Genomic DNA, 19660 nt, shown 5'->3' on the forward strand with positions numbered 1-19660 from the left:
TGTGTACGCTGTAAAATTATTGTTTGAGTCTGTTCATGCTGGTGAGCCTGATCCTACGAAAATTGATGAGCATTATGAAGAGAATCACGATACACTTTTTGAAGAAAGTATTATTCTTGTTAAAGCAAACAGTTTAGAAGAAGCTCATGAACTAGGTGAAAATATAGCTATACAATCGGAGCACACATACGATAATATGTATGATGAGCAAATCACATGGACGTTCCGAAAAGTGTTACATGTGTTTGAATTAGACGATACGCCATTTGAAACTGGAAAAGAATTGTACGCAAGATTTTTACACGTTAAGAAAAATGAAACTGTAGATACAGTAATTGAAAAATATTATCCTGAATATGAATAAAAGCTCACAGCAATCGCTGTGAGCTTTTTTATACTTACTTCGTTGAATCTCTAAATTGGATACGGTGAGGTAAGATAACAGTGTGATCTTCTACTTTTTCTTTGTTCATATACTTTGTTAATAGACGCATTGCTACTGCACCGATATCATACATCGGTTGTACAACTGTTGAAAGTTGCGGACGAACCATTAATGCAAGGCGTGTATTATCGAAACCAAGTACTTCTACGTCAGTTGGTACGTTTAATCCAGCGTCTTGTGCTGCGTGGATTACACCTAGTGCCATTTCATCAGACGATACGAAGATTGCTGTTGGCTTTTCATCATTGCTCCAAAGCTTTTCGAATGCTTCGATACCTGAGTCATATGTGTAATCTCCATCGATTACAAGATTTTCATCATATGAAATACCTTCTTCTTCTAAAGCTTTTTTATAACCTTGTAACTTTTTCGCGCTTCCCGCTTTATCAATGAATGGACCAGAGACGAAACCGATACGCTTATGTCCTTGCTCAATAAAGTGCTTCATTGCATCGTAAGCTGCTTGTGTATAATCAATATTTACTGATGGCGTTTCATTTTGCTCATCGAATGACGCTGCTAATACAATTGGTACTGGAGATTTTTTAAATTCTTCAATGTGAATGTCTGTAATATCTTCACCCATGAAAACAATTCCGTCCACTTGCTTTCCAAGCATCGTATTTAATAAATGGAACTCTTTCTCTTTGTTTTGGTCAGAGTTACTTAAAATGATGTTATATTTGTACATTGTTGCGATATCTTCAATTCCACGTGCAAGTTCTGCATAAAACGTATTTGAGATATCAGGAATAATAACACCTACTGTAGTTGTCTTCTTACTTGCTAGTCCACGTGCTACCGCATTTGGGCGGTACCCTAAACGATCAATTGCTTCTAATACTTTCTTTCTTGTTGTAGGCTTTACATTTGGGTTACCGTTCACAACGCGTGATACGGTAGCCATTGAAACGTTCGCTTCGCGCGCTACATCATAGATTGTTACGTTCATCTCATCGCACACTCCTTCTATTTTTGTTATCTATTTTTATGTATCGGTTACTTGAATGAAAAAAAGACATCAACTCTATTTGCAGATGCCACCAATCGTCCCGAGTTCTTCCTTTTACTAATGATACGATAAAAACGCAGGCTCATACAATATTTTCCCGCAAAAGTTTCGAAAAAATTCGCTTCTTTTCTCGTATTTTCGTATTTTTTATGAAAAAAGAGCATTTTTTGTAAAAAAATAGATGTTTCCTAAGTAGAAATCTTATTTTAAGCAGTACGATAGTAAATGAAATTTATATCGACGATTTTTCGAATATATGAACCGTAACTCGAAATATATCAGCGATTTTCCAAATATATCTACCACAACTCTAATTATATCAGCGATTTTTTAAATATATCAACTTACCAACAAAAATCGACAATGACAGTCTCTATACAGATGCCCCAAAACGCCTTATTGGAACAGCTCATTAAAAGCTTTTATAATTTACTTCCAAATGATTTTAATTCATTCATAAAATCATTGAACTGCGGAATATTCATTTGCTGCGCCTCATCTGATAAAGCTACAGCGGGATTTGGATGTACTTCAGCCATAATTGCGTCTGCACCAATTGCCATCGCTGCTTTTGCAGTTGATAAGAGAAGGTCACGTCGCCCTGTAGAATGCGTTACATCGACAACAACAGGTAAATGTGTTCCTTTCTTTAAAATCGGTACAGCGGAAATATCAAGCGTCTTACGCGTCACTCTTTCATACGTGCGAATACCTCGTTCACATAAAATAATGTTCCCATTTCCCTTTGCCATAATATATTCTGCCGCATTAATGAATTCTTCAATCGTTGCTGATAGACCACGTTTTAATAATACTGGTTTATTTACAGCACCAGCTGCCCTTAGCAAATCAAAGTTTTGCATATTGTGAGTGCCAATTTGAATAACATCAACGTAATCTAATGACATCTCAATATCATTTGGATTTAAAATTTCACTAATAACAGCCAAATCATATTTATCTGCTACTTGGCGTAAAATTTGTAATCCTGCTAATCCAAGACCTTGAAAATCATACGGTGAAGTATGTGGCTTGAAAGCACCACCACGCATTAATTTCAACAATCGTATCTTCTATTTTTTCTTACAAGACACAAGTAGTGCTTTACGATGATCCTCTTCTTGTAACTCTAAACCAACTTGAAAAATTTGTTTGAAAATATATTGTAAAGTCGAAGTTTCAAATGGACCATTATTATTCTCTACAATTAAATCCAGCATATTTCTTTCACGTACAGGATCAAAACGTTTCACACCTTATACTTCTTTTAAAGTACCAACTTCTTGTACGAGACGACCTCTTTCGTTTAATAACTCTAATATTTGTAAATTAAGTTAATCAATTTCAGAACGTAAATGACCTAATTGTTGTGATGCCATAAAAAAGCCACATCTTTCAAATTCCTATATATTACTTTTTTAAGATAACTTATTATAGTTGATACATATACGATTGTCACACGATATACAGCAATGAATTATCATCAAAAAACATTGTATATTTTCATTTAAAATAAAAAAAAAGACAGTTTACATACTGTCTTTTTTACAAGAAGGAAACAAACGGTTTATCACTGTTTTTCTCTTTTATAATAACGGCCTCAATTTTACTCTCGGACTTGATCTGTAATTGTACTTTCGCATCTTTAGGCAATTTGTCCAACATACCTTGCGCAGCCAATTGGGTAAGAGCCATTAATTCTGTTTTACCGTTATATTTAATAACAATATTCATATTTAATGTATCCATTTGATCTTTCTTATAAGAAACTTTTGCGTTGACTGGAATAAAATCTCCAGTAGAAAAACCTTTTATTTCCTTAGCAAAGTTAGTTATTTTTGTATTATCTTCTCCATGTGCTTGTGTAAATTCATCAGAAGGATATGAATACGACTTTTCATCAATTGTACTCCAATTTCCAAGGTTCGCATCATTCTTTTGAACAGTAGCACTAGCAATATACGTACCATTTTTTAAAGAACTTGTACTTTCTTGCTTAAAGATAGCAAACGTAATTGGAGATTTGTTATATTTATCATTTTTGTTAATAGCTTCAATAAGTTGTTTAGCAACTTCAGACCCTTTAGACATAGCTTCTTCATTCGATACACTTGAAGACATAGCTAAGCCAATCATAACACCAGATAAACTTAATTCATTTGAATTCTGTTTTCCGAAATAGTCTTGTTCTATAATATTCGTCAAAACTGGCGCTTCTACTTTCGCAACTAGTTCATCAACTAGTTTCTCTGGAATATACTGATTTAATTGCAGTACGTGACTCTCTGTATCAAATTGCTGCGTTGCAATATTTATTAAACCATTTTCATACTCTGCTAAATCTAATTTAGAATTTGTTTTTATATTAGCTGTATTAATAACCTTTTGTTCTTTTAAAGGAATAACAGTTCTATAATAATCTTTAGAAACAGCAGTTCTCGGAATCATACTTTTTTCTTTTGTATCTTTTTGTATAACTTCATCCTTCTTACTAATCGTATTACTATTGTTACTACAAGCTCCCAGTAATAAACTTACGACTGCGAAGGATAATGCCATTTTCTTCATTACTTAAAACCTACTTTCAACAATCTAGTTATTTAGTTTGAACTATTAATAGTGTACCATTAAATATATTTCAACAAAAACAAAAAAAAGAAGCAAGCACCTTTAGCTTGCTTCTTTTTACTTTATATTCTCTTCTAAAGCATCTTTTTTAATATTCCAATGAGATGTATTCCATACTACCATCCCATCTTTTATGTATAGCACTTGCGGTGATTCATGTCTAATACTGTATTGTTCTGCAACACGATTTGACACATCTCTTGCATCTTGTACGTATAAGTAATACGCTGGCACTTCTCTTTCTTCACTGCAATACGCTTGAAATTCTGTGTATGCACCGTGACTAATCGGGCATGTCGTACTATGTTTAAAAAGAACATACGGCTCATTCTTTTCTACTAAGACTTCAAGCTCTTCAATTGTTTCAAGCTTTGTCATATTCATCACGATTCACCTCTCATACGAAATCTAGAGCGCTTCTCTTTCTTTTCAGCGTTTTTCTCAATTCTTTCTAATTTACGCTCTTCTTTTTCAACCTTCTTCTCTTGTCTCGACGCACGGTAATGATTGTATACTTCAATCGCCGCACTGCTCCACTGTACAACTTGCGCTACTTTATCAGCGTTATTTTCAATTTCGTCCGTTACAGAGTCTGATACATTACGAAGCTTCGTATTTAAAGATTGGATTGTCGTTCCAATCCCATCTACACCCGCTACCACTTTATTTAATGACTGTGACTTCTGTTGAATATCATCAGCTAACGCATTCGTTTTATGTAATAATTGCTCTGTCTCTACGCTAATTCCTTGCATTTGTTTTTCTAAACCTTCTAACGTGCTTGCAACGTTTTCTAACGTCTTCTGAACCGATAACAACGTTCTGCATACATACACTACTAATACTGCGAAAGCAACCGCGATAATAGCCGCACTTACATATAAAAGAACTTGCATTTCATCACTTCCTTTATCTTTTTCATACTTTCCCCTATTATACAATCATTTTCCGTTTCATTCTAATCCCTATCTCATCATTAGAATTTTCATACTTATTCGTTAACTGTAACATAAATCATTCAACAAATTCCACTAAGTAGGTTACAATAGGAGAGGATACATAATTAGTAGGGAGGCTTTACATATGAAAGATCCACGTATTGAAAAGTTAGCATACAATTTAATTAACTACTCTATCCGCTTACAAAAAGGTGAAAAAGTATTAATTGAAAACTTTGGCTTACAAAAAGAACTTGTAACTGCACTTGTAAAAGAAGCATATGCAGCTGGTGGTTTCCCATTCGTCTCTTTAAAAGATCATCAAGTAGATCGCTCTTTATTAATGGGTGCTACTGAAGAACATTTCGAACAAATCGCTGCATATGAAGCAAGCGTAATGAAAGACATGGACGCTTATATCGGTCTTCGCTCTGGCGATAATATTAATGAACAAGCTGACGTTCCAAGTGAGCGTATGAAAGTTCATGGCCAAACAGTTGGCAAAAAAGTTCATAGAGACATTCGCGTTCCAAAAACACGCTGGGTTGTTCTTCGCTACCCAAATGCTTCTATGGCACAGCTTGCTAAAATGAGTACAGAAGCTTTCGAAGACTTCTACTTTGAAGTATGTAACTTAGACTACGGTAAAATGGATAAGGCGATGGATAGCCTTGTTACATTAATGAATAAAACAGATAAAGTTCGTTTAACTGGTCCTGGAACTGACTTAACATTCTCTATTAAAGACATTCCAGCAATTAAATGCTCAGGTCATTTAAACATTCCAGATGGTGAAGTATACTCTGCACCAGTTCGTGACTCTGTTAACGGTACAGTTTCTTACAACACACCATCTCCTTACAACGGTTATACATTTGAAAATGTACAACTTAAGTTCGAGAACGGCCAAATCGTTGAAGCAACTGCAAACGATTCAGAACGCATTAACAAAATCTTCGATACAGACGAAGGCGCACGCTACGTTGGTGAATTCGCAATTGGCGTAAACCCATACATCTTACATCCAATGGGAGACATCCTATTCGATGAAAAAATCGATGGCAGCTTCCACTTCACTCCTGGACAAGCTTACGACGATGCATGGAATGGTAACAACTCAAACATCCATTGGGACTTAGTATGCATCCAACGCCCTGAATACGGCGGCGGTGAAATTTACTTCGACGACGTACTAATCCGTAAAGACGGACGCTTCGTTGTACCTGAACTAGAAGCTTTAAACCCAGAGAACTTAAAATAATAAAAAACGCTCGGAATTATATCCGAGCGTTTTTTATTATCCTCACCCTATATCGATCTACTGTTCTTACTTTTTGTTTGCTGAAAATGAAAATAATATAAAAGCGCCACTGCGATAGTACCTATTAATATTGGTTCATATAAGGGCAGATCCCATTTCATATATACTCTAGTGCAAATAGCAAACACAAGCAAAATTTCCAAACAAAACAAAGGTTTTACATATTTCATTTCTTACCTACCATTTCTATTTTCACATGCGGATTTTCTTTCTCGATAAGCGCCAAAAATTCATTCATATTTTGCGGCATCGCAATTATATGTACTTTATATGCATTCGTCGTAATTTCAAGCGATTTCCTAACTTGACGAATTATTCTTATCTCTTTCAATACAATATCGTCATTTAAAACACCGTACTTTAATACGCCATTTTCTACTTTATGTTTTTTAATAAATACTTCCCAAACAAGTGGTACATTTACAATGAAGCATAAACCCATCCCAATCAACGCCGATATCCAATGCGCTTTATTAGTGAAAAGCATGACAATTGGATATATACACATAAAAGCTAACGTAAGACAAACAAAAATGACTACTGACTTACTTCTTTGAATTGGAAAGTTCATACCTACACCCCCTAATCCAAATTATACCACTATTTCCATTTTAGTTCATAGAAAAAGGCCATTTCTAAATGACCTTTTACACAATGTACCTATAAAATTTCTTATCTACCTGTAACACTGGAAAATTTTTCGGCAACTGATCTATACTCACACTTTGAAAACCATTCTTTTCATAAAAACGATGTGCCGCTAAAAATTTTACTGTTGTTCCTAAGTAAATATCTTTCAATTTTTTATCCTCAGCCCATGAAATTGCTGTTTGAAGCAACATATGTGATGCGCCCCATTCTTTTCCACGAAACTCTTTTTGTACGAACATTTTTCTTAGCGCTACTTGATGATTCTCAATATCTAATAAAGCTACTGTTCCAACTACTTTACCATCATAAATTGCTACCCAAAAGTTTCCGTGATCCTTTTGATAGAATGTTTCTATTTCAAGTAAATCAGGTTGCTCTTCTTTCGTAATGGGAACATTATACTCTTTTTGCTGAATATGAACGATAAGATCTACTACTTCCTCTTGAAACGTACTTTCATACGGAACAATACGAATTTTCTCGTTCATCGAATTTCTTTCCACTCTGAAGCTAATAAACTATATACAGCGACATCATGGAAATGATTATATAACCATTCTTCATCTCGTAAAATACCATCTAACTTAAACCCTAAACGCTCTGGAATAGCGCGACTTTTCACATTTTCAACACCGCATCGGATTTCCATTTTATTTAATTTTAAATACTCAAATGCATATTGAAGCACAGCCTTCACGCTACGCGTCATAACGCCTTTTCCTCCAGTATCTTCTGCAAGGTAATACCCAAGACTCGCGGCTTTCTTCCCCCAGCTCACTGGATGAATACCTACCATCCCAACGAGCTTTCCTTTGTAACGTATACCACTTTCAAAACCGTCTCCCTCTGCAAATTTCTTTAACCACATCGGAAAAATCTCATCATAAGCATCAGCAGATTTTGTCCCATCTACCCAAGGGAGCCATTTTCGTAAATGATTACGGTTTTGATCTAATAATTGATATAATTCCTCTTTATGATGTTTTTCTAGTAATTGTAGTTCGATTTCGTCATCTACTCGGAGTGTGAACATGCTTTTTAGTCCCCTTTTTAGTTTTCTTATTATTCTAACATTTTTAGGTGTAAAAAGTTAAATATTAACACTTTCTTTTGATTTTCTTTGTATAAAACCAGAAGAATACGATACTCCCGTAATAACTAATATCATTCCTACAGATTGTGCAGATGTTATATTGAATCCTTCAATAAAAGAAATAAGTATTGTAACAACAGGCACTAGATTAAAAAATAATGATGTCCTTGCTGCACCAATTTGAGCAATTCCATTATTCCACCATAAGTAACCAAGCACACTCATTCCAATTGCCATAAAGAGAATTGCTCCCCATGCCAACAAAGGAATTTCTAAAACTGGTACTATACTTTTTTGTGTAGAAGATATGATAATAAAGGCAAGTGCACCAATAGTCATCGTATATGTCGTCGTTTGTATTGGATTACCAGTTTTAATAAACCGTCTGCCTAGCACGCCGTATAACGCCCAGCAAATATTCCCTAATAAAATATAAAAATCCCCTTTTGAAAATGATAAATGTTGTAGTATTGTAAACGAACCTTGTGTAAGTACAAAAACAACGCCAATTAGTGCAAGTAACATTCCAATAGCTTGGCGCTTCACAATTTTCTCTCGTAAAATGACACTTGCTAACAGCGTCGTAACGAGAGGATTTGTCGCCATAATAAGTGCACCATTAACAGCTTCTGTATATTTCATTCCTAAAAAGAAAAAAAAGTTAAAGCCGAATACACCAACAATACCTAGCAAAAGATAATAGGTCCTATTCTGCATCCATACTTTCAAATCAAAATCTTTTCGTATTTTTAACAAACATAACATCACAAATGCAGCAATCCCAAAACGCCATGCTGCTATATGAATTACGTCGAAATACTGCACCGCATATTTCGACGCATTAAATGTCCCACCAGTAAATATCGCAAAACCTAATAACTGCGTATATACTTTATTTTTCATTGCCGGCCTCCAAGTCCTTTTCTTCTAGAAAACCGTAATAAATTTCTAACTTCTCCTCCGTTAGCTGAACAACTTTTTGCAATTGTTCCTGCTGTTCTTTTAATCGCTCCAAGTGCGTTGTTAAAATGGAAATTCTCTTTTTTACTTTCGCTGGTACTTCCTCTTTCTTCTGCCTAATTTCCTCTATAATGCACCCATCACTTGCAAACTCAGCCATCTCTTCTAATGACATCCCAGTTTGTTTTAATGAATATAAAAATTTTAATAAACGTACATCGCCTTCTGTATATTGACGAATACCACTATATCGCGTTGGTGGTGGTAATAAACCTAATTTCTCATAGTAGCGCAAAGTGTGAATGCCCATCCCTGTTAATTCTGCTACTTCACCGATTTTATACATGTTCTCTCCCCCTTGTTTTTACATTTTCATCTTACAACCTAGAGTTAGCTCTAGGTCAATACATAAATAAAAGTTGAACACAACAAAAAAGACGCACAGCCACCGCTATGCGTCTTTTCTATTATTTCTCTGCAACTTGAACTTCTTTTACGTAAGCTGCTTCGAATTTTTGGATGTCACCTGCGCCCATGAAAATTAGAACGCCGTTTTTATGTTTCTTTAATACATCCGTTGTTGTATCTGTAATTAATTCTGCACCGTCAATACGCTTTTGCAGATCTTCGATTGTTAATTCACCTTTGTTTTCACGTGCTGATCCGAAAATATCACATAAGTATACTTGGTCAGCTTTGCTTAAGCTTTCTGCGAACTCATCTAAGAACTTTTCTGTACGTGAGAATGTATGTGGCTGGAATACAGCGACAACTTCACGCTCTGGATGTTTTTGACGAGCAGCTTCAATCGTTGCATTAATTTCTGTCGGATGGTGTGCGTAGTCATCGATGATTACTTGCTCTCCCATCGGCTTTTCATTAAAGCGACGTTTTACGCCTTCAAAAGTTGTTAATTGATGTTTTACTGCTTCTACATCAACGTTTTCATAATGACAAAGCGCGATTACTGCTAATGCATTTAATACGCTATGGTTGCCGTATCCTGTAATTTTGAACGTGTCATAGTACGTATTACGAACGAATACATCGAATATCGTGCCATCTGTTCTCTTTTGAATGTTACGTGCTTGGAAATCATTATCTTCTCCAAATCCATAGAAAATAACAGGTACTTTCGCTTGAATTTTTTGAAGTTCTTCATCATCTCCACATGCAATAATGCCTTTTTTCACTTGCAATGCCATCTCTTGGAATGCACTGAATACATCATTGATGTCTGCAAAATAATCTGGATGATCAAAATCAATATTCGTCATAATTGCATAGTCTGGATTGTAAGACAAGAAATGACGACGATACTCACAAGCTTCAAATACAAAATACTTACTATTTTCTACCCCATGCCCTGTTCCATCTCCAATAAGGTAAGATGTCGGGTGTGCACCTTGCATTACATGGGCTAACAAACCTGTTGTTGATGTTTTTCCGTGTGCACCAGTTACAGCAACACTTGTGTATTGGCTCATCAGGTCACCTAAGAAATGATGGTAACGATGGACTGGGATGTTTAATTCTTTTGCTGCTACGATTTCTTCATGCGTATCAGGAAATGCATTTCCTGCAATAATCACTTGTCCTTCTTCTACATTATTCTTATCAAAAGGAAGGATCGAGATACTACGCTTTTCCAACGCTGTTTGTGTAAAGAAACGCTTTTCATAATCAGACCCTTGAACAGTATGCTTCATATCATGAAGAATTTGCGCTAATGAACTCATTCCTGTTCCTTTAATTCCTACAAAATGGTAAACTGTCATCTTAAAGAACCTCCAACATTTCGAACTAATACAACGGCCTATCTATAAGACAGTATATGAATCTTTTCTTATTTTGGTAATCATCATACATTTTTGATGTAGTGAAGTTATTCTTTCCCTTCACTTATCAGGATAAACTCGTACGTACTTCTTTATATGTCCATAACAAGTCCATTATAGCAAAAAAGAAGCCGCTATACTATGATAACAGAAAAACTGATAGGGTCAATCACCTATCAGTTTTTCTCTCTTTTACATATCTTCTCTTTTTTCTAATTGAACACGCTCTAAACGTGGGTTTGGACGATATTTACGACCAGCTTTTGCTTCTGGTTTCCCATTTAATTCTACATTATCACCAGTAAAGCCAATATTCATTTTTAACAAGCTACTTCCTACCCCGTATATGTCAACAGGTACCTTTTGAGCTTCAAATTCACGAATACGTTTTTCATCAAATCCACCAGTTACAACGATGTCTACATGCTGGAATCCTTCTTCATCAAGCGCCTTGCGAAGTGCAAATACGAGCGATGGGTTTACACCACGTGGATCGAATGTTCCAAGTACTTCTGGGTGGCGAATAAAGTATTGATCAATCATTGTGCGAGACGTATCTACACGCACACCTTTTAATGTTGATCCAAACTCACGCGCTACACGAAGTGCATCTGTAATAACATCATTATTGTAATCAATTAGTACAACTAATTCATCTTCTGGGAATTTCTTATGATATGCTTTTGCCGCTTCTACAACATCACCATTAAACATTTGAATTAATGCGTGAGGCATTGTTCCCATACCACTTCTGCCCCACCATTCATTCATCGCATGCGTCGCTTGTGCGCTCATACCTCCGATGTATGCTGCATAACCGTCACCAGCTTGTTGTGTATAATGATCGTCACGATCTCCCATGAAAATAACTGGTTTTTCTTTATCTACACTACGTGCAGCTTGAACAACATTATATACGTTTGTTGCAACCGATGTACGACGAGCTAAAATCCCATCAATAACACCTTCTAAAAATCCGAAATTCTCATAAGGACCATGAATTGTTAACACTGTTTCAAATGGACTAATTTTATCGCCATCTTTTAAAGAGTTAATCTCAAGTTCCTCAGGATTTTTAGCGAATGTTTGTAGCAATGCAATTACTTCATCCGTTCCGCAAAGAACTGCATTTTCCTTTTGGAAAAATTGCATCGTTACAACACTTTTCGGGCGAAATTCTTCGATGATTTCTCTAGTCTTTAAAAAGTAAACGGCAGAGAACCAACCTTCTCCAACACGTTCGTCAAATTTAAATGTTTTATTTGTTAGTCTATTTATTTCACCTTTTAATTTTAATTCAATTTCTTTCATGTCGCTTTACTCCCTACTTTACTATCCAACATTTTCTCTTAGTATACAGCAAAACCGTTTACTATACATTTGTTTCCTGCATAGCGGCAAATTCATCCTCAGAAATAAGGACATCTCTCGGTTTCGTTCCTCTACCTTCAGAAATAATTCCTTGCGATTCCATCTCTTCAATGAGACGTGCCGCGCGATTATAACCGATGCGGAATTTTCGCTGTACAGAAGATGTGGACGCTCCCCCTTGTTCTACAACAAATTGACATGCATCAAAGAACAATTCATCTTCCGACTCAGCCTGTTCTGTTTTCGCTAATAAATCCTCTTGCTTAAATAAGTAATTCGGCTTCATTTGCTTTCTCACATGATCAACTGTTTTTTCAATCTCATCATCCGATACATAGACACCTTGTATACGAACTGGCTTAGATGTACCGTTCCCTAAAAATAACATATCACCACGGCCAAGTAATTTCTCCGCGCCCCCAATATCGATAATCGTACGTGAATCAACTTGAGATGATACAGTAAACGCAATACGCGTTGGAATATTTGACTTAATTAAACCTGTAATAACATCTACAGATGGACGCTGCGTCGCTACTAATAAATGAATACCACAAGCACGTGCTTTTTGCGCAATACGACAAATCGCTTCCTCAACATCACCCGGTGCTACCATCATTAAATCAGCTAACTCGTCAATGACAATAACGATATAAGGTAATGTCTCTCCTGGAATTTCTCGCTCACTTACAATCGTATTGTAGCGAGTTAAATCACGAGCACCTGCGTGTGCAAACAATTCATAACGGCGTTCCATTTCCTCAACTGCCCATTTTAATGCAGCTGTTGCTGCTTTTACATCCGTAATAACAGGTGCTACAAGATGCGGAACAGAATTGTATGGTGCAAGCTCAACCATCTTCGGATCAATTAACATTAACTTCACTTCATGTGGTTTCGCTTTATATAAAATACTCGTTAAAATTGCGTTAATACACACACTTTTACCTGAACCCGTTGCACCCGCAATAAGTCCGTGCGGCATTTTTCGAATATCCGTTACAATTGGATCCCCTGAAATATCAAGTCCAAGCGCAACAGTAAGCGGTGATTCACTCTTTGTGAATACAGGACTTCTTAAAATTTCACGAAGAAATACTGGCTTACTTTCTTTATTTGGAACTTCAATCCCAATCGCACTCTTCCCTGGAATCGGCGCTTCAATACGAATATCTTTCGCAGCTAAACTTAACTTAATATCATCACTTAAATTTGTAATTTTATTTACTTTCACGCCTGGGTCTGGTTGCACTTCAAAACGAGTTACTGCTGGTCCTTGCGATACATTAATAACATGTGCTCCAACATGGAAATTATTAAACGTTGTATCTAATAATTCTTTCTGCTCTTCTAACCATTCTGTATTATCTAGCGCTGTTTGCTGTGGAATTGACAACAACGCTAATGGCGGAACAGTATACGTCGGTGGTGTATGCAATACATTTCGCATATCGTTCTCTCTTTGATTTACAACATATGCCTTCTCTTTTGGTTCTGTACTTGAAATTGACTTTTGTACTTGCTCTACCACTACTTGTTGCATTGGTTGTTCTTCCACTTGTGGTTCTGCTACTACTTGCTGCACTGGGCTTTCTTCCACTTGTGATTCTACTACCACCTGCTGCATTGGTTGCTCTTCCACTTGTGGTTCTGCTACTACTTGCTGCATTGGTTGTTCTTCCACTTGTGGTTCTGCTACTACTTGCTGCACTGGGCTTTCTTCCACTTGTGATTCTACTACCACCTGCTGCATTGATTGCTCTTCCACTTGTGGTTCTGCTACTACTTGCTGCATTGGTTGTTCTTCTACTTGTGTCTTTGCTACTACTTGCTGCACTGGGCTTTCTTCCACTTGTGGTTCTGCTACTACTTGCTGCATTGGTTGTTCTTCCACTTGTGGTTCTGCTACTACTTGCTGCACTGGGCTTTCTTCCACTTGTGATTCTACTACCACCTGCTGCATTGGTTGTTCTTCCACTTGTGGTTCTGCTACCTCTTGTTGTACTGGCTTATTCTCTACTCGTACATTAGCAGAAGGCTGCATTGCATTTGCTCTAGCTGCATGTCTTTCCATTAATCGTGTTCTATCTTGTTTCAACATAACAACATTAAATGGTACATGACGCTTTTTCTCACGTTTTGGTTCTTCTTTTTTTACAACGGGTTGTTCTTCTGCGACCGGCACTTCTTCTTCAACTGATTGCTCTTCTACGACCGGTGCTTCTTCTACAACTCGTTTATTTTCTTCTGTTTCTGCAATTAAAACATTCGCAAAGCTTTGAACATCGTTCTTTGTCTGTTCATCAGCCTCAGCTACATGTATGAATTCACTGTTTTGTTCAATTACTTCATCTTCTTGCTGAATTTCCTCAAGTGCTACAAATGTCTCTACTACAGGCGCTTTTGTTTCTGCGATCACTTCTACTTCTTCTTGCTCTTCTGTTTCCGCAATTACTTCCACTTCTTCTTGCTCTTCTGTTTCCGCAATCACTTCCACTTCTTCTTGCTCTTCTGTTTCTGTAATTACTTCTACTTCTACTTCTACTTCTACTTCTACTTCTACTTCTACTTCTTCTGACTCTTCCGCTTCTGCAATCACTTCCACTTCTTCTGACTCTTCTGCTTCTGCAATTACTTCTACTTCTTCTTGCTCTTCTGCTTCTGCAATCACTTCTACTTCTTCTGACTCTTCCGCTTCTGCAATCACTTCCACTTCTTCTGACTCTTCTGCTTCTGCAATTACTTCTACTTCTTCTTGCTCTTCTGCTTCTGCAATCACTTCTACTTCTTCTGACTCTTCCGTTTCTGCAATTACTTCCACTTCTTCTGATTCTTCTATTTCTGCGATTACTTCTACTTCTTCTTGCTCTTCTGTTTCTGTAATTACTTCTACTTCTTCTGACTCTTCCGTTTCTGCAATTACTTCCACTTCTTCTTGCTCTTCTGTTTCTGTAATTACTTCTACTTCTTCTGACTCTTCCGCTTCTGCAATTACTTCCACTTCTTCTGACTCTTCTACTTCTGCAATTACTTCTACTTCTTCTAGCTCTTCTGTTTCTGCAATTACTTCTACTTCTTCTAGCTCTTCTGTTTCTGCAATTACTTCTACTTCTTCTTGCTCTTCTGTTTCTGTAATTACTTCCACTTCTTCTAGCTCTTCTGGTATTTCCACAATGATTGTTTCTTCAAGTTTTTCTTCTGCTTTGACAATCACTGATTCTTCTGGAGCTTGCTTTTCTACTTCAATAGTAGGTTGTTTTATTTCTGTATTACGTTTAATTTCTTCTGATAATATTGTATCCTCGTGCTCTACTTTAGAAGCTACTAATTCTTCTTGTAGATTGTTTTCGTTTAACACCACTACATCTTTTTCTAGCTTAGCACTTTCCATCTGCTCAGCTACTGTTTTATGAAGTAATTCATCCGCTGAAACTTCCTGCGGTGTACTCATTTCTTTAATCACTTCTTTTTCTTCTACTAAAGGCACTTGGCGTTCAATTTCATAACCGTTTTTCTCTAGCCATTGATCAACAACTGATTTTTCTTCTTTTTTACTCTGTTGGCCTTTCTGTTCAACTACTTCACCTGGAGCAGAAGACGTTGCTTGCCCTTCTGAGAAATCAGATAATTTATATCCTTTTTTCTCTAACCATGCATCAACAACTGCTTTTCCCTCTACAGATATTTCAAGATCTTCTCTTTCTTTTACTTCCTCCTGCTTTTCAACCTTTTTCTCTACTGAAGGACGATTATATCCATAAATTGGCGAAATCATTTCTGTTGGACGAAATGGTCTACGGTTACTCTCTTGCGAAGGTGCAGATGCCTTTTTAACGACAGACTCCCGCACCGGTTCATATTGCACTTCCGGTTCTTCATATGTAGAAACAACCTTTTCCACATACGGTCGTCTGCTTCTTTCCACCTTTATTCCTCTTTGGGCAGTCGGTTCTTCATATGCTACTCCTTGAACAGGTTGTTCTTCAAAGCGATTTACTTCGCTTTCATCCTCTTCATCGAACCCATTATCCGGTACTAAAGGAAAACGGCATTTACCTGCATTCCTACTTGCCATTTGTGCTTCTCTTGCTTCAGTGTAGTGGTTTACACGAGGAATTTTCGGCTGACTTTCAATTTGCTTTGGTACTTCTTTATTCATCGCTGTTTGTTCTTCCTCTTTGTTAAACAGCTTTTTCATCCAATCTAACATGCTTACCACTCTTTCTACTAAATAGTAACATCCTTTATTGTATCAGCATTCGGCAAAAAGTGCAGGTAAAATTAAGCATGTCATATTTATCCACAATATTCTAATTTACGAGTGTTTTCCTATGGAAAAACGCAGCCTTTCATGTAAGACTGCGCTTAAGCTTTACTCTTCCGATATGCATCTACACTATCCGTTACACTTTGCAATAAAGAATTTACATACTGCGGGTCAGATAATTTTTTATCTTCTTCATAGTTTGACATAAACCCAAGTTCTAATAGTACGCCAGGTACTTTGGACCAATTGAATCCAGAAAGGTCACCCCTAAATTTAATTCCATTTACTTTCACTTGCTGATTTTCTCTCATTTTATTTACTATCGTTTGGGAGATTTGAAGACTTTCCGCATAAATCTCTTTCGTATACGGACTTCCTTCTGCCGGCGTCAATACAGCAAATCCACTTTGGTTTGGATTTTCAGAACCATCTGCATGAAGACGTAAAAATAAATTAGCCTTATGATTATTTGCGAATGTCGCCCGTTCTTTATTACTTATATCAACGTCTTGTGACGTTCTTGTCATTAACACTTGTATCCCTTTTTCTTCAAGCTTTTCTTTTAATAAAAAAGCCATTTCTAATACAAGTACAGCCTCTCTCTTTTTCGTCACAACACCTGTTGTACCATCTGTCACTTTATATTTTTGCGTTGTTGCCCCTGGTCCAATCGGCTCTAAATTTAAATTCGCTTTTTGTTGATGCCCTGGATCAATAACGACGAGAAACTTTCCTTGCTTTTCATTACTCTCTACTTTTTGTTCATTATTTTGCACTGGTTGCTCAATTGGCTGCACTGGCGTAGTTTCTTCTTTCTTTTCCTCAGATGATACTTCCTCTTGCTTATGTTCTACTTGCTCATTCGTTTGAATTGCTTGTGATTCTTCGTTCTTTTCTTGTTCTTGCTGCTTTTCTACCGGTGCGTCTTCTTTGGTATCTTTGTTTTTCTCTTGTATAGAAGATGTAGTTTCTTTTTTCGGCTGCTCTTGTGAACAACCGGCCATATATATTCCAATGAATACAATCATGCTCATTATTTTTATATACTTCATACTTCTCTCCCATCACTTTGCACCGGATTCAAAGTCTTTCTTATAATTGCCCTATAATCTCATCCATATTTCCAATATAAACTGGCTGCCATGTTTCTGTACCACGTTCTGCAGTATAAACTGGATAAGCGTCATCATCTATATTTACGAAAACTGGATCGCCCATATCCGTTTCATATCCAATTGCAATCCATCCTTCTTGCCACTTTCCGTTTTCTTCACTTATTAATGACTTTTTATGTTTATCATATCGGTAACCGATTTGTCCTTTTTCTAATTCACTTTCACTAAACACATATATTTCATAAGTACCTAGTTCAACATCTTGCTGTTTTGAAGTTTCAATTCGTTTTAGAAGTTCTGCGATTTTTGGTTGTTGTTTCATACGTCTATCCCCTTCTATTTTTCTAAATTTTAACTAGTTTGTTTATAAAATACAATATAGATTTTAAGACAAAAGGTGACACCCTTATCATATTTACGATTTTTTGAGTATATCTATCACAACTCTCAATATATTAACGATTCAACACGAAATTTCGACTTACCAACAAAAATGACAAAAAAGAGAGGCTGCCCAAAAGGACAACCTCTCTTTTTTTATATCAATTAAAATTTAAATTCTTGTCCAACTTCAAAACTATCTTCTAATACAAGAATACCTTTTTCTTGTGGAGCGTCTGGAAGCTCTAATTCACGTGCAGAGCAGATCATTCCAGAAGAAGGAACACCGCGAAGCTCAGCTGGCTTGATTAACATACCGCTTGGCATTACAGCACCGATTTTTGCAACGACAACTTTTTGTCCTGCATCAACGTTTGGTGCGCCACATACGATTTGTAATGTTTCTGTACCGATTTCTACTTTACAGATGTTTAACTTATCAGCATTTGGATGCTTTTCTTTTTCAGCTACATAACCTACAACAAATTTCGGAGAAAGATCTGCTTCTACTGTTTCTTCAAAGCCGTTCTTCGCTAAAATTTCGTTGATTTTCTCAACAAGCTCTTTCGTTAATGTAAGGTTACCTGTTTCTGTTACTTCTAAATAAGAAGATGCATTAAAGATGTTGAATCCTCCCGTTACGTTGCTTTCACGATCATAAACGCGAGCAACATCTCCTTTGCGATCAAAAGTACGGTTCTCTAAAGTAATATCTTGTAAGGCAACAATTAAAGTGTCACCAATTCCTTCAAGGTTGTAAAAAACGTTCACTTCGTTCATCCTTTCTCTTTTCCATCTGTCTTCTTCCGATTCTTCGCTAAAATAAAGATTGGTTCAAAGTCTCCATCTTCATATACGAATGAAAGTGATGTAATCGGAACATGCCCTTCGGCAAAAAATTTCATTGTCATTTGTGCAATAATATCATAACCGATTTCGTTAACGATATCAGCAATAATTAATACATCTTGGTGAGGAACAGCAACAACCATGTCACCAGAAATCTTTTCACGCATCGATTGTAGTAACGATTCGTTTAAAATACGCGTCGCGTCATACCCATCATTTGTGTTTAAAAAGTAGAATGTATTACCCGCTACTGTGTCTTGTTTAAATTCATAACCTAATGAACGAGCATTGAATAATGCCATTTCACGTACTTGCTGTTCTGTAAGTTCTAATTTTTGTAACAGACGCTCATCGATTAGTCGATACGTTTTATTCGAATCTAACGCATAGTAAATACGTGTTTCCGCCGTATGATCCGTCATAATAAACGGATTTCCTTCTTCTGCTTGTTTCGGGAAAGAAGTAGAGCGAATAACAGGTAAAATTTTCGCTCCGCTATTTTCTTCTTTATGCATCGCAATTAGCGCTTCTTGTACATAATAAGCAACCTCTTCAATTGCTTTTTCTTTATTCACTTCCCATTTTGCCACAACTCCTGGAAGCGATACGTTAATACCTTTTTTAGAGTCTTTCTGTTCAATACGTAGAACTTCTTTCTCGCTATCATACTGAAAGTCCCATTCTGGGCGAGATAATTTCTTCATTAACTCGTCTTTCATCTTTTTACTTGTCATCTTCATCTCTTTTTCCTCCCTTCCAAAAAAATAACCTCCCCCGCGAAGGTAGAGGTT

General features: G+C 36.5%; 19 protein-coding genes and 1 pseudogene. 2 read left to right on the forward strand and 18 right to left on the reverse strand.

All coding sequences use genetic code 11. The annotated features are described in order from the left end of the window. The first annotated feature begins 1 nt into the window (after window position 1). Window positions 2-364, forward strand: a complete 363-nt coding sequence (locus tag ACO6VI_RS01615) for a DUF4288 domain-containing protein (RefSeq protein ID WP_003271799.1) — start codon at window positions 2-4, stop codon at window positions 362-364. 34 nt (window positions 365-398) lie between these two features. On the opposite strand, the gene ccpA is transcribed toward ACO6VI_RS01615, so the two are convergent. From ccpA to ACO6VI_RS01640, 5 genes and pseudogenes are all read right to left on the reverse strand, one after another. Then, window positions 399-1397: a catabolite control protein A gene (gene ccpA, locus ACO6VI_RS01620; RefSeq protein WP_001103303.1), complete on the reverse strand. Its 999-nt coding sequence runs from the start codon at window positions 1395-1397 to the stop codon at window positions 399-401. Between the two features lie 482 nt (window positions 1398-1879). Continuing rightward, window positions 1880-2779, reverse strand: a pseudogene (locus ACO6VI_RS01625) (bifunctional 3-deoxy-7-phosphoheptulonate synthase/chorismate mutase). A 223-nt stretch (window positions 2780-3002) separates the two neighbouring features. Continuing rightward, the gene (locus tag ACO6VI_RS01630) at window positions 3003-4025 is read right to left on the reverse strand and encodes a CamS family sex pheromone protein (RefSeq protein WP_088021583.1); all 1023 of its coding nucleotides are present in this window, start codon (window positions 4023-4025) and stop codon (window positions 3003-3005) included. 117 nt (window positions 4026-4142) lie between these two features. After that, complete coding sequence (gene ytxJ / locus ACO6VI_RS01635; RefSeq protein WP_001057469.1) at window positions 4143-4469, reverse strand: bacillithiol system redox-active protein YtxJ; 327 nt, start codon at window positions 4467-4469, stop codon at window positions 4143-4145. Beyond that, window positions 4469-4981 carry a DUF948 domain-containing protein gene (locus ACO6VI_RS01640; RefSeq protein ID WP_001197721.1) on the reverse strand — a complete coding sequence of 171 codons (513 nt, stop codon included), beginning with the start codon at window positions 4979-4981 and terminating at the stop codon, window positions 4469-4471. Before ACO6VI_RS01640 ends, ytxJ begins: the two co-directional genes overlap by 1 nt. Window positions 4982-5168: 187 nt before the next feature. Between ACO6VI_RS01640 and ACO6VI_RS01645 the strand changes: the two genes are divergently transcribed. Then, window positions 5169-6284, forward strand: coding sequence for an aminopeptidase (locus ACO6VI_RS01645; protein ID WP_000654729.1), 1116 nt, complete (start codon window positions 5169-5171; stop codon window positions 6282-6284). Between the two features lie 47 nt (window positions 6285-6331). On the opposite strand, the gene ACO6VI_RS01650 is transcribed toward ACO6VI_RS01645, so the two are convergent. From ACO6VI_RS01650 to ACO6VI_RS01710, 13 genes are all read right to left on the reverse strand, one after another. Next, a complete protein-coding gene (locus ACO6VI_RS01650; RefSeq protein WP_023523191.1) occupies window positions 6332-6514 on the reverse strand; it encodes a hypothetical protein in 183 nt (60 codons plus the stop codon). Continuing rightward, on the reverse strand, window positions 6511-6915 hold the full coding sequence (locus ACO6VI_RS01655; protein ID WP_063548790.1) for a PH domain-containing protein: 405 nt from the start codon (window positions 6913-6915) through the stop codon (window positions 6511-6513). The genes ACO6VI_RS01650 and ACO6VI_RS01655 overlap by 4 nt, the downstream gene beginning before the upstream one ends. A gap of 76 nt (window positions 6916-6991) precedes the next feature. Then, entirely contained in the window at window positions 6992-7483 is a 492-nt protein-coding gene (locus ACO6VI_RS01660; RefSeq protein WP_001003161.1) for a GNAT family N-acetyltransferase, read from the reverse strand. Continuing rightward, complete coding sequence (locus tag ACO6VI_RS01665) at window positions 7480-8028, reverse strand: GNAT family N-acetyltransferase (RefSeq protein WP_422422964.1); 549 nt, start codon at window positions 8026-8028, stop codon at window positions 7480-7482. Before ACO6VI_RS01665 ends, ACO6VI_RS01660 begins: the two co-directional genes overlap by 4 nt. A gap of 57 nt (window positions 8029-8085) precedes the next feature. Continuing rightward, complete coding sequence (locus ACO6VI_RS01670; protein WP_078993688.1) at window positions 8086-8991, reverse strand: DMT family transporter; 906 nt, start codon at window positions 8989-8991, stop codon at window positions 8086-8088. Further along, on the reverse strand, window positions 8981-9394 hold the full coding sequence (locus ACO6VI_RS01675; protein WP_000276605.1) for a MerR family transcriptional regulator: 414 nt from the start codon (window positions 9392-9394) through the stop codon (window positions 8981-8983). Before ACO6VI_RS01675 ends, ACO6VI_RS01670 begins: the two co-directional genes overlap by 11 nt. Before the next feature lie 121 nt (window positions 9395-9515). Then, complete coding sequence (gene murC, locus ACO6VI_RS01680) at window positions 9516-10826, reverse strand: UDP-N-acetylmuramate--L-alanine ligase (RefSeq protein WP_000219469.1); 1311 nt, start codon at window positions 10824-10826, stop codon at window positions 9516-9518. A gap of 252 nt (window positions 10827-11078) precedes the next feature. Then, window positions 11079-12197, reverse strand: a complete 1119-nt coding sequence (locus ACO6VI_RS01685; protein ID WP_000658372.1) for a nicotinate phosphoribosyltransferase — start codon at window positions 12195-12197, stop codon at window positions 11079-11081. A gap of 61 nt (window positions 12198-12258) precedes the next feature. Next, entirely contained in the window at window positions 12259-16467 is a 4209-nt protein-coding gene (locus ACO6VI_RS01690; protein WP_422422965.1) for a DNA translocase FtsK, read from the reverse strand. A 155-nt stretch (window positions 16468-16622) separates the two neighbouring features. Further along, on the reverse strand, window positions 16623-17576 hold the full coding sequence (locus tag ACO6VI_RS01695; protein ID WP_023523194.1) for an N-acetylmuramoyl-L-alanine amidase: 954 nt from the start codon (window positions 17574-17576) through the stop codon (window positions 16623-16625). A gap of 40 nt (window positions 17577-17616) precedes the next feature. After that, the gene (locus ACO6VI_RS01700) at window positions 17617-17961 is read right to left on the reverse strand and encodes a hypothetical protein (protein ID WP_000813348.1); all 345 of its coding nucleotides are present in this window, start codon (window positions 17959-17961) and stop codon (window positions 17617-17619) included. A gap of 224 nt (window positions 17962-18185) precedes the next feature. Beyond that, window positions 18186-18800, reverse strand: coding sequence for a YtpR family tRNA-binding protein (gene ytpR, locus ACO6VI_RS01705; RefSeq protein ID WP_001006777.1), 615 nt, complete (start codon window positions 18798-18800; stop codon window positions 18186-18188). Further along, on the reverse strand, window positions 18797-19609 hold the full coding sequence (locus ACO6VI_RS01710) for a DUF1444 domain-containing protein (RefSeq protein WP_000784605.1): 813 nt from the start codon (window positions 19607-19609) through the stop codon (window positions 18797-18799). The genes ytpR and ACO6VI_RS01710 overlap by 4 nt, the downstream gene beginning before the upstream one ends. Window positions 19610-19660 lie beyond the last annotated feature (51 nt).

The sequence above is a fragment of the Bacillus sp. PSXD-155 genome (assembly GCF_049310765.1).
Taxonomy (GTDB): Bacteria; Bacillota; Bacilli; order Bacillales; family Bacillaceae_G; genus Bacillus_A; species Bacillus_A cereus.

What these genes read in the sequence shown, in the direction of transcription:
- ccpA (WP_001103303.1), bottom strand. Translation starts at nt 1,397, where the DNA reads ATGAACGTAACAATCTATGATGTAGCGCGCGAAGCGAACGTTTCAATG.
- ytpR (WP_001006777.1), bottom strand. Translation starts at nt 18,800, where the DNA reads ATGAACGAAGTGAACGTTTTTTACAACCTTGAAGGAATTGGTGACACT.
- ACO6VI_RS01655 (WP_063548790.1), bottom strand. Translation starts at nt 6,915, where the DNA reads ATGAACTTTCCAATTCAAAGAAGTAAGTCAGTAGTCATTTTTGTTTGT.
- ACO6VI_RS01640 (WP_001197721.1), bottom strand. Translation starts at nt 4,981, where the DNA reads ATGCAAGTTCTTTTATATGTAAGTGCGGCTATTATCGCGGTTGCTTTC.
- ACO6VI_RS01650 (WP_023523191.1), bottom strand. Translation starts at nt 6,514, where the DNA reads ATGAAATATGTAAAACCTTTGTTTTGTTTGGAAATTTTGCTTGTGTTT.
- ACO6VI_RS01700 (WP_000813348.1), bottom strand. Translation starts at nt 17,961, where the DNA reads ATGAAACAACAACCAAAAATCGCAGAACTTCTAAAACGAATTGAAACT.
- ACO6VI_RS01670 (WP_078993688.1), bottom strand. Translation starts at nt 8,991, where the DNA reads ATGAAAAATAAAGTATATACGCAGTTATTAGGTTTTGCGATATTTACT.
- ACO6VI_RS01710 (WP_000784605.1), bottom strand. Translation starts at nt 19,609, where the DNA reads ATGAAGATGACAAGTAAAAAGATGAAAGACGAGTTAATGAAGAAATTA.
- ACO6VI_RS01665 (WP_422422964.1), bottom strand. Translation starts at nt 8,028, where the DNA reads ATGTTCACACTCCGAGTAGATGACGAAATCGAACTACAATTACTAGAA.
- ACO6VI_RS01685 (WP_000658372.1), bottom strand. Translation starts at nt 12,197, where the DNA reads ATGAAAGAAATTGAATTAAAATTAAAAGGTGAAATAAATAGACTAACA.
- ACO6VI_RS01690 (WP_422422965.1), bottom strand. Translation starts at nt 16,467, where the DNA reads ATGTTAGATTGGATGAAAAAGCTGTTTAACAAAGAGGAAGAACAAACA.
- ACO6VI_RS01645 (WP_000654729.1), top strand. Translation starts at nt 5,169, where the DNA reads ATGAAAGATCCACGTATTGAAAAGTTAGCATACAATTTAATTAACTAC.
- ytxJ (WP_001057469.1), bottom strand. Translation starts at nt 4,469, where the DNA reads ATGAATATGACAAAGCTTGAAACAATTGAAGAGCTTGAAGTCTTAGTA.
- ACO6VI_RS01695 (WP_023523194.1), bottom strand. Translation starts at nt 17,576, where the DNA reads ATGAAGTATATAAAAATAATGAGCATGATTGTATTCATTGGAATATAT.
- ACO6VI_RS01660 (WP_001003161.1), bottom strand. Translation starts at nt 7,483, where the DNA reads ATGAACGAGAAAATTCGTATTGTTCCGTATGAAAGTACGTTTCAAGAG.
- ACO6VI_RS01675 (WP_000276605.1), bottom strand. Translation starts at nt 9,394, where the DNA reads ATGTATAAAATCGGTGAAGTAGCAGAATTAACAGGGATGGGCATTCAC.
- ACO6VI_RS01630 (WP_088021583.1), bottom strand. Translation starts at nt 4,025, where the DNA reads ATGAAGAAAATGGCATTATCCTTCGCAGTCGTAAGTTTATTACTGGGA.
- murC (WP_000219469.1), bottom strand. Translation starts at nt 10,826, where the DNA reads ATGACAGTTTACCATTTTGTAGGAATTAAAGGAACAGGAATGAGTTCA.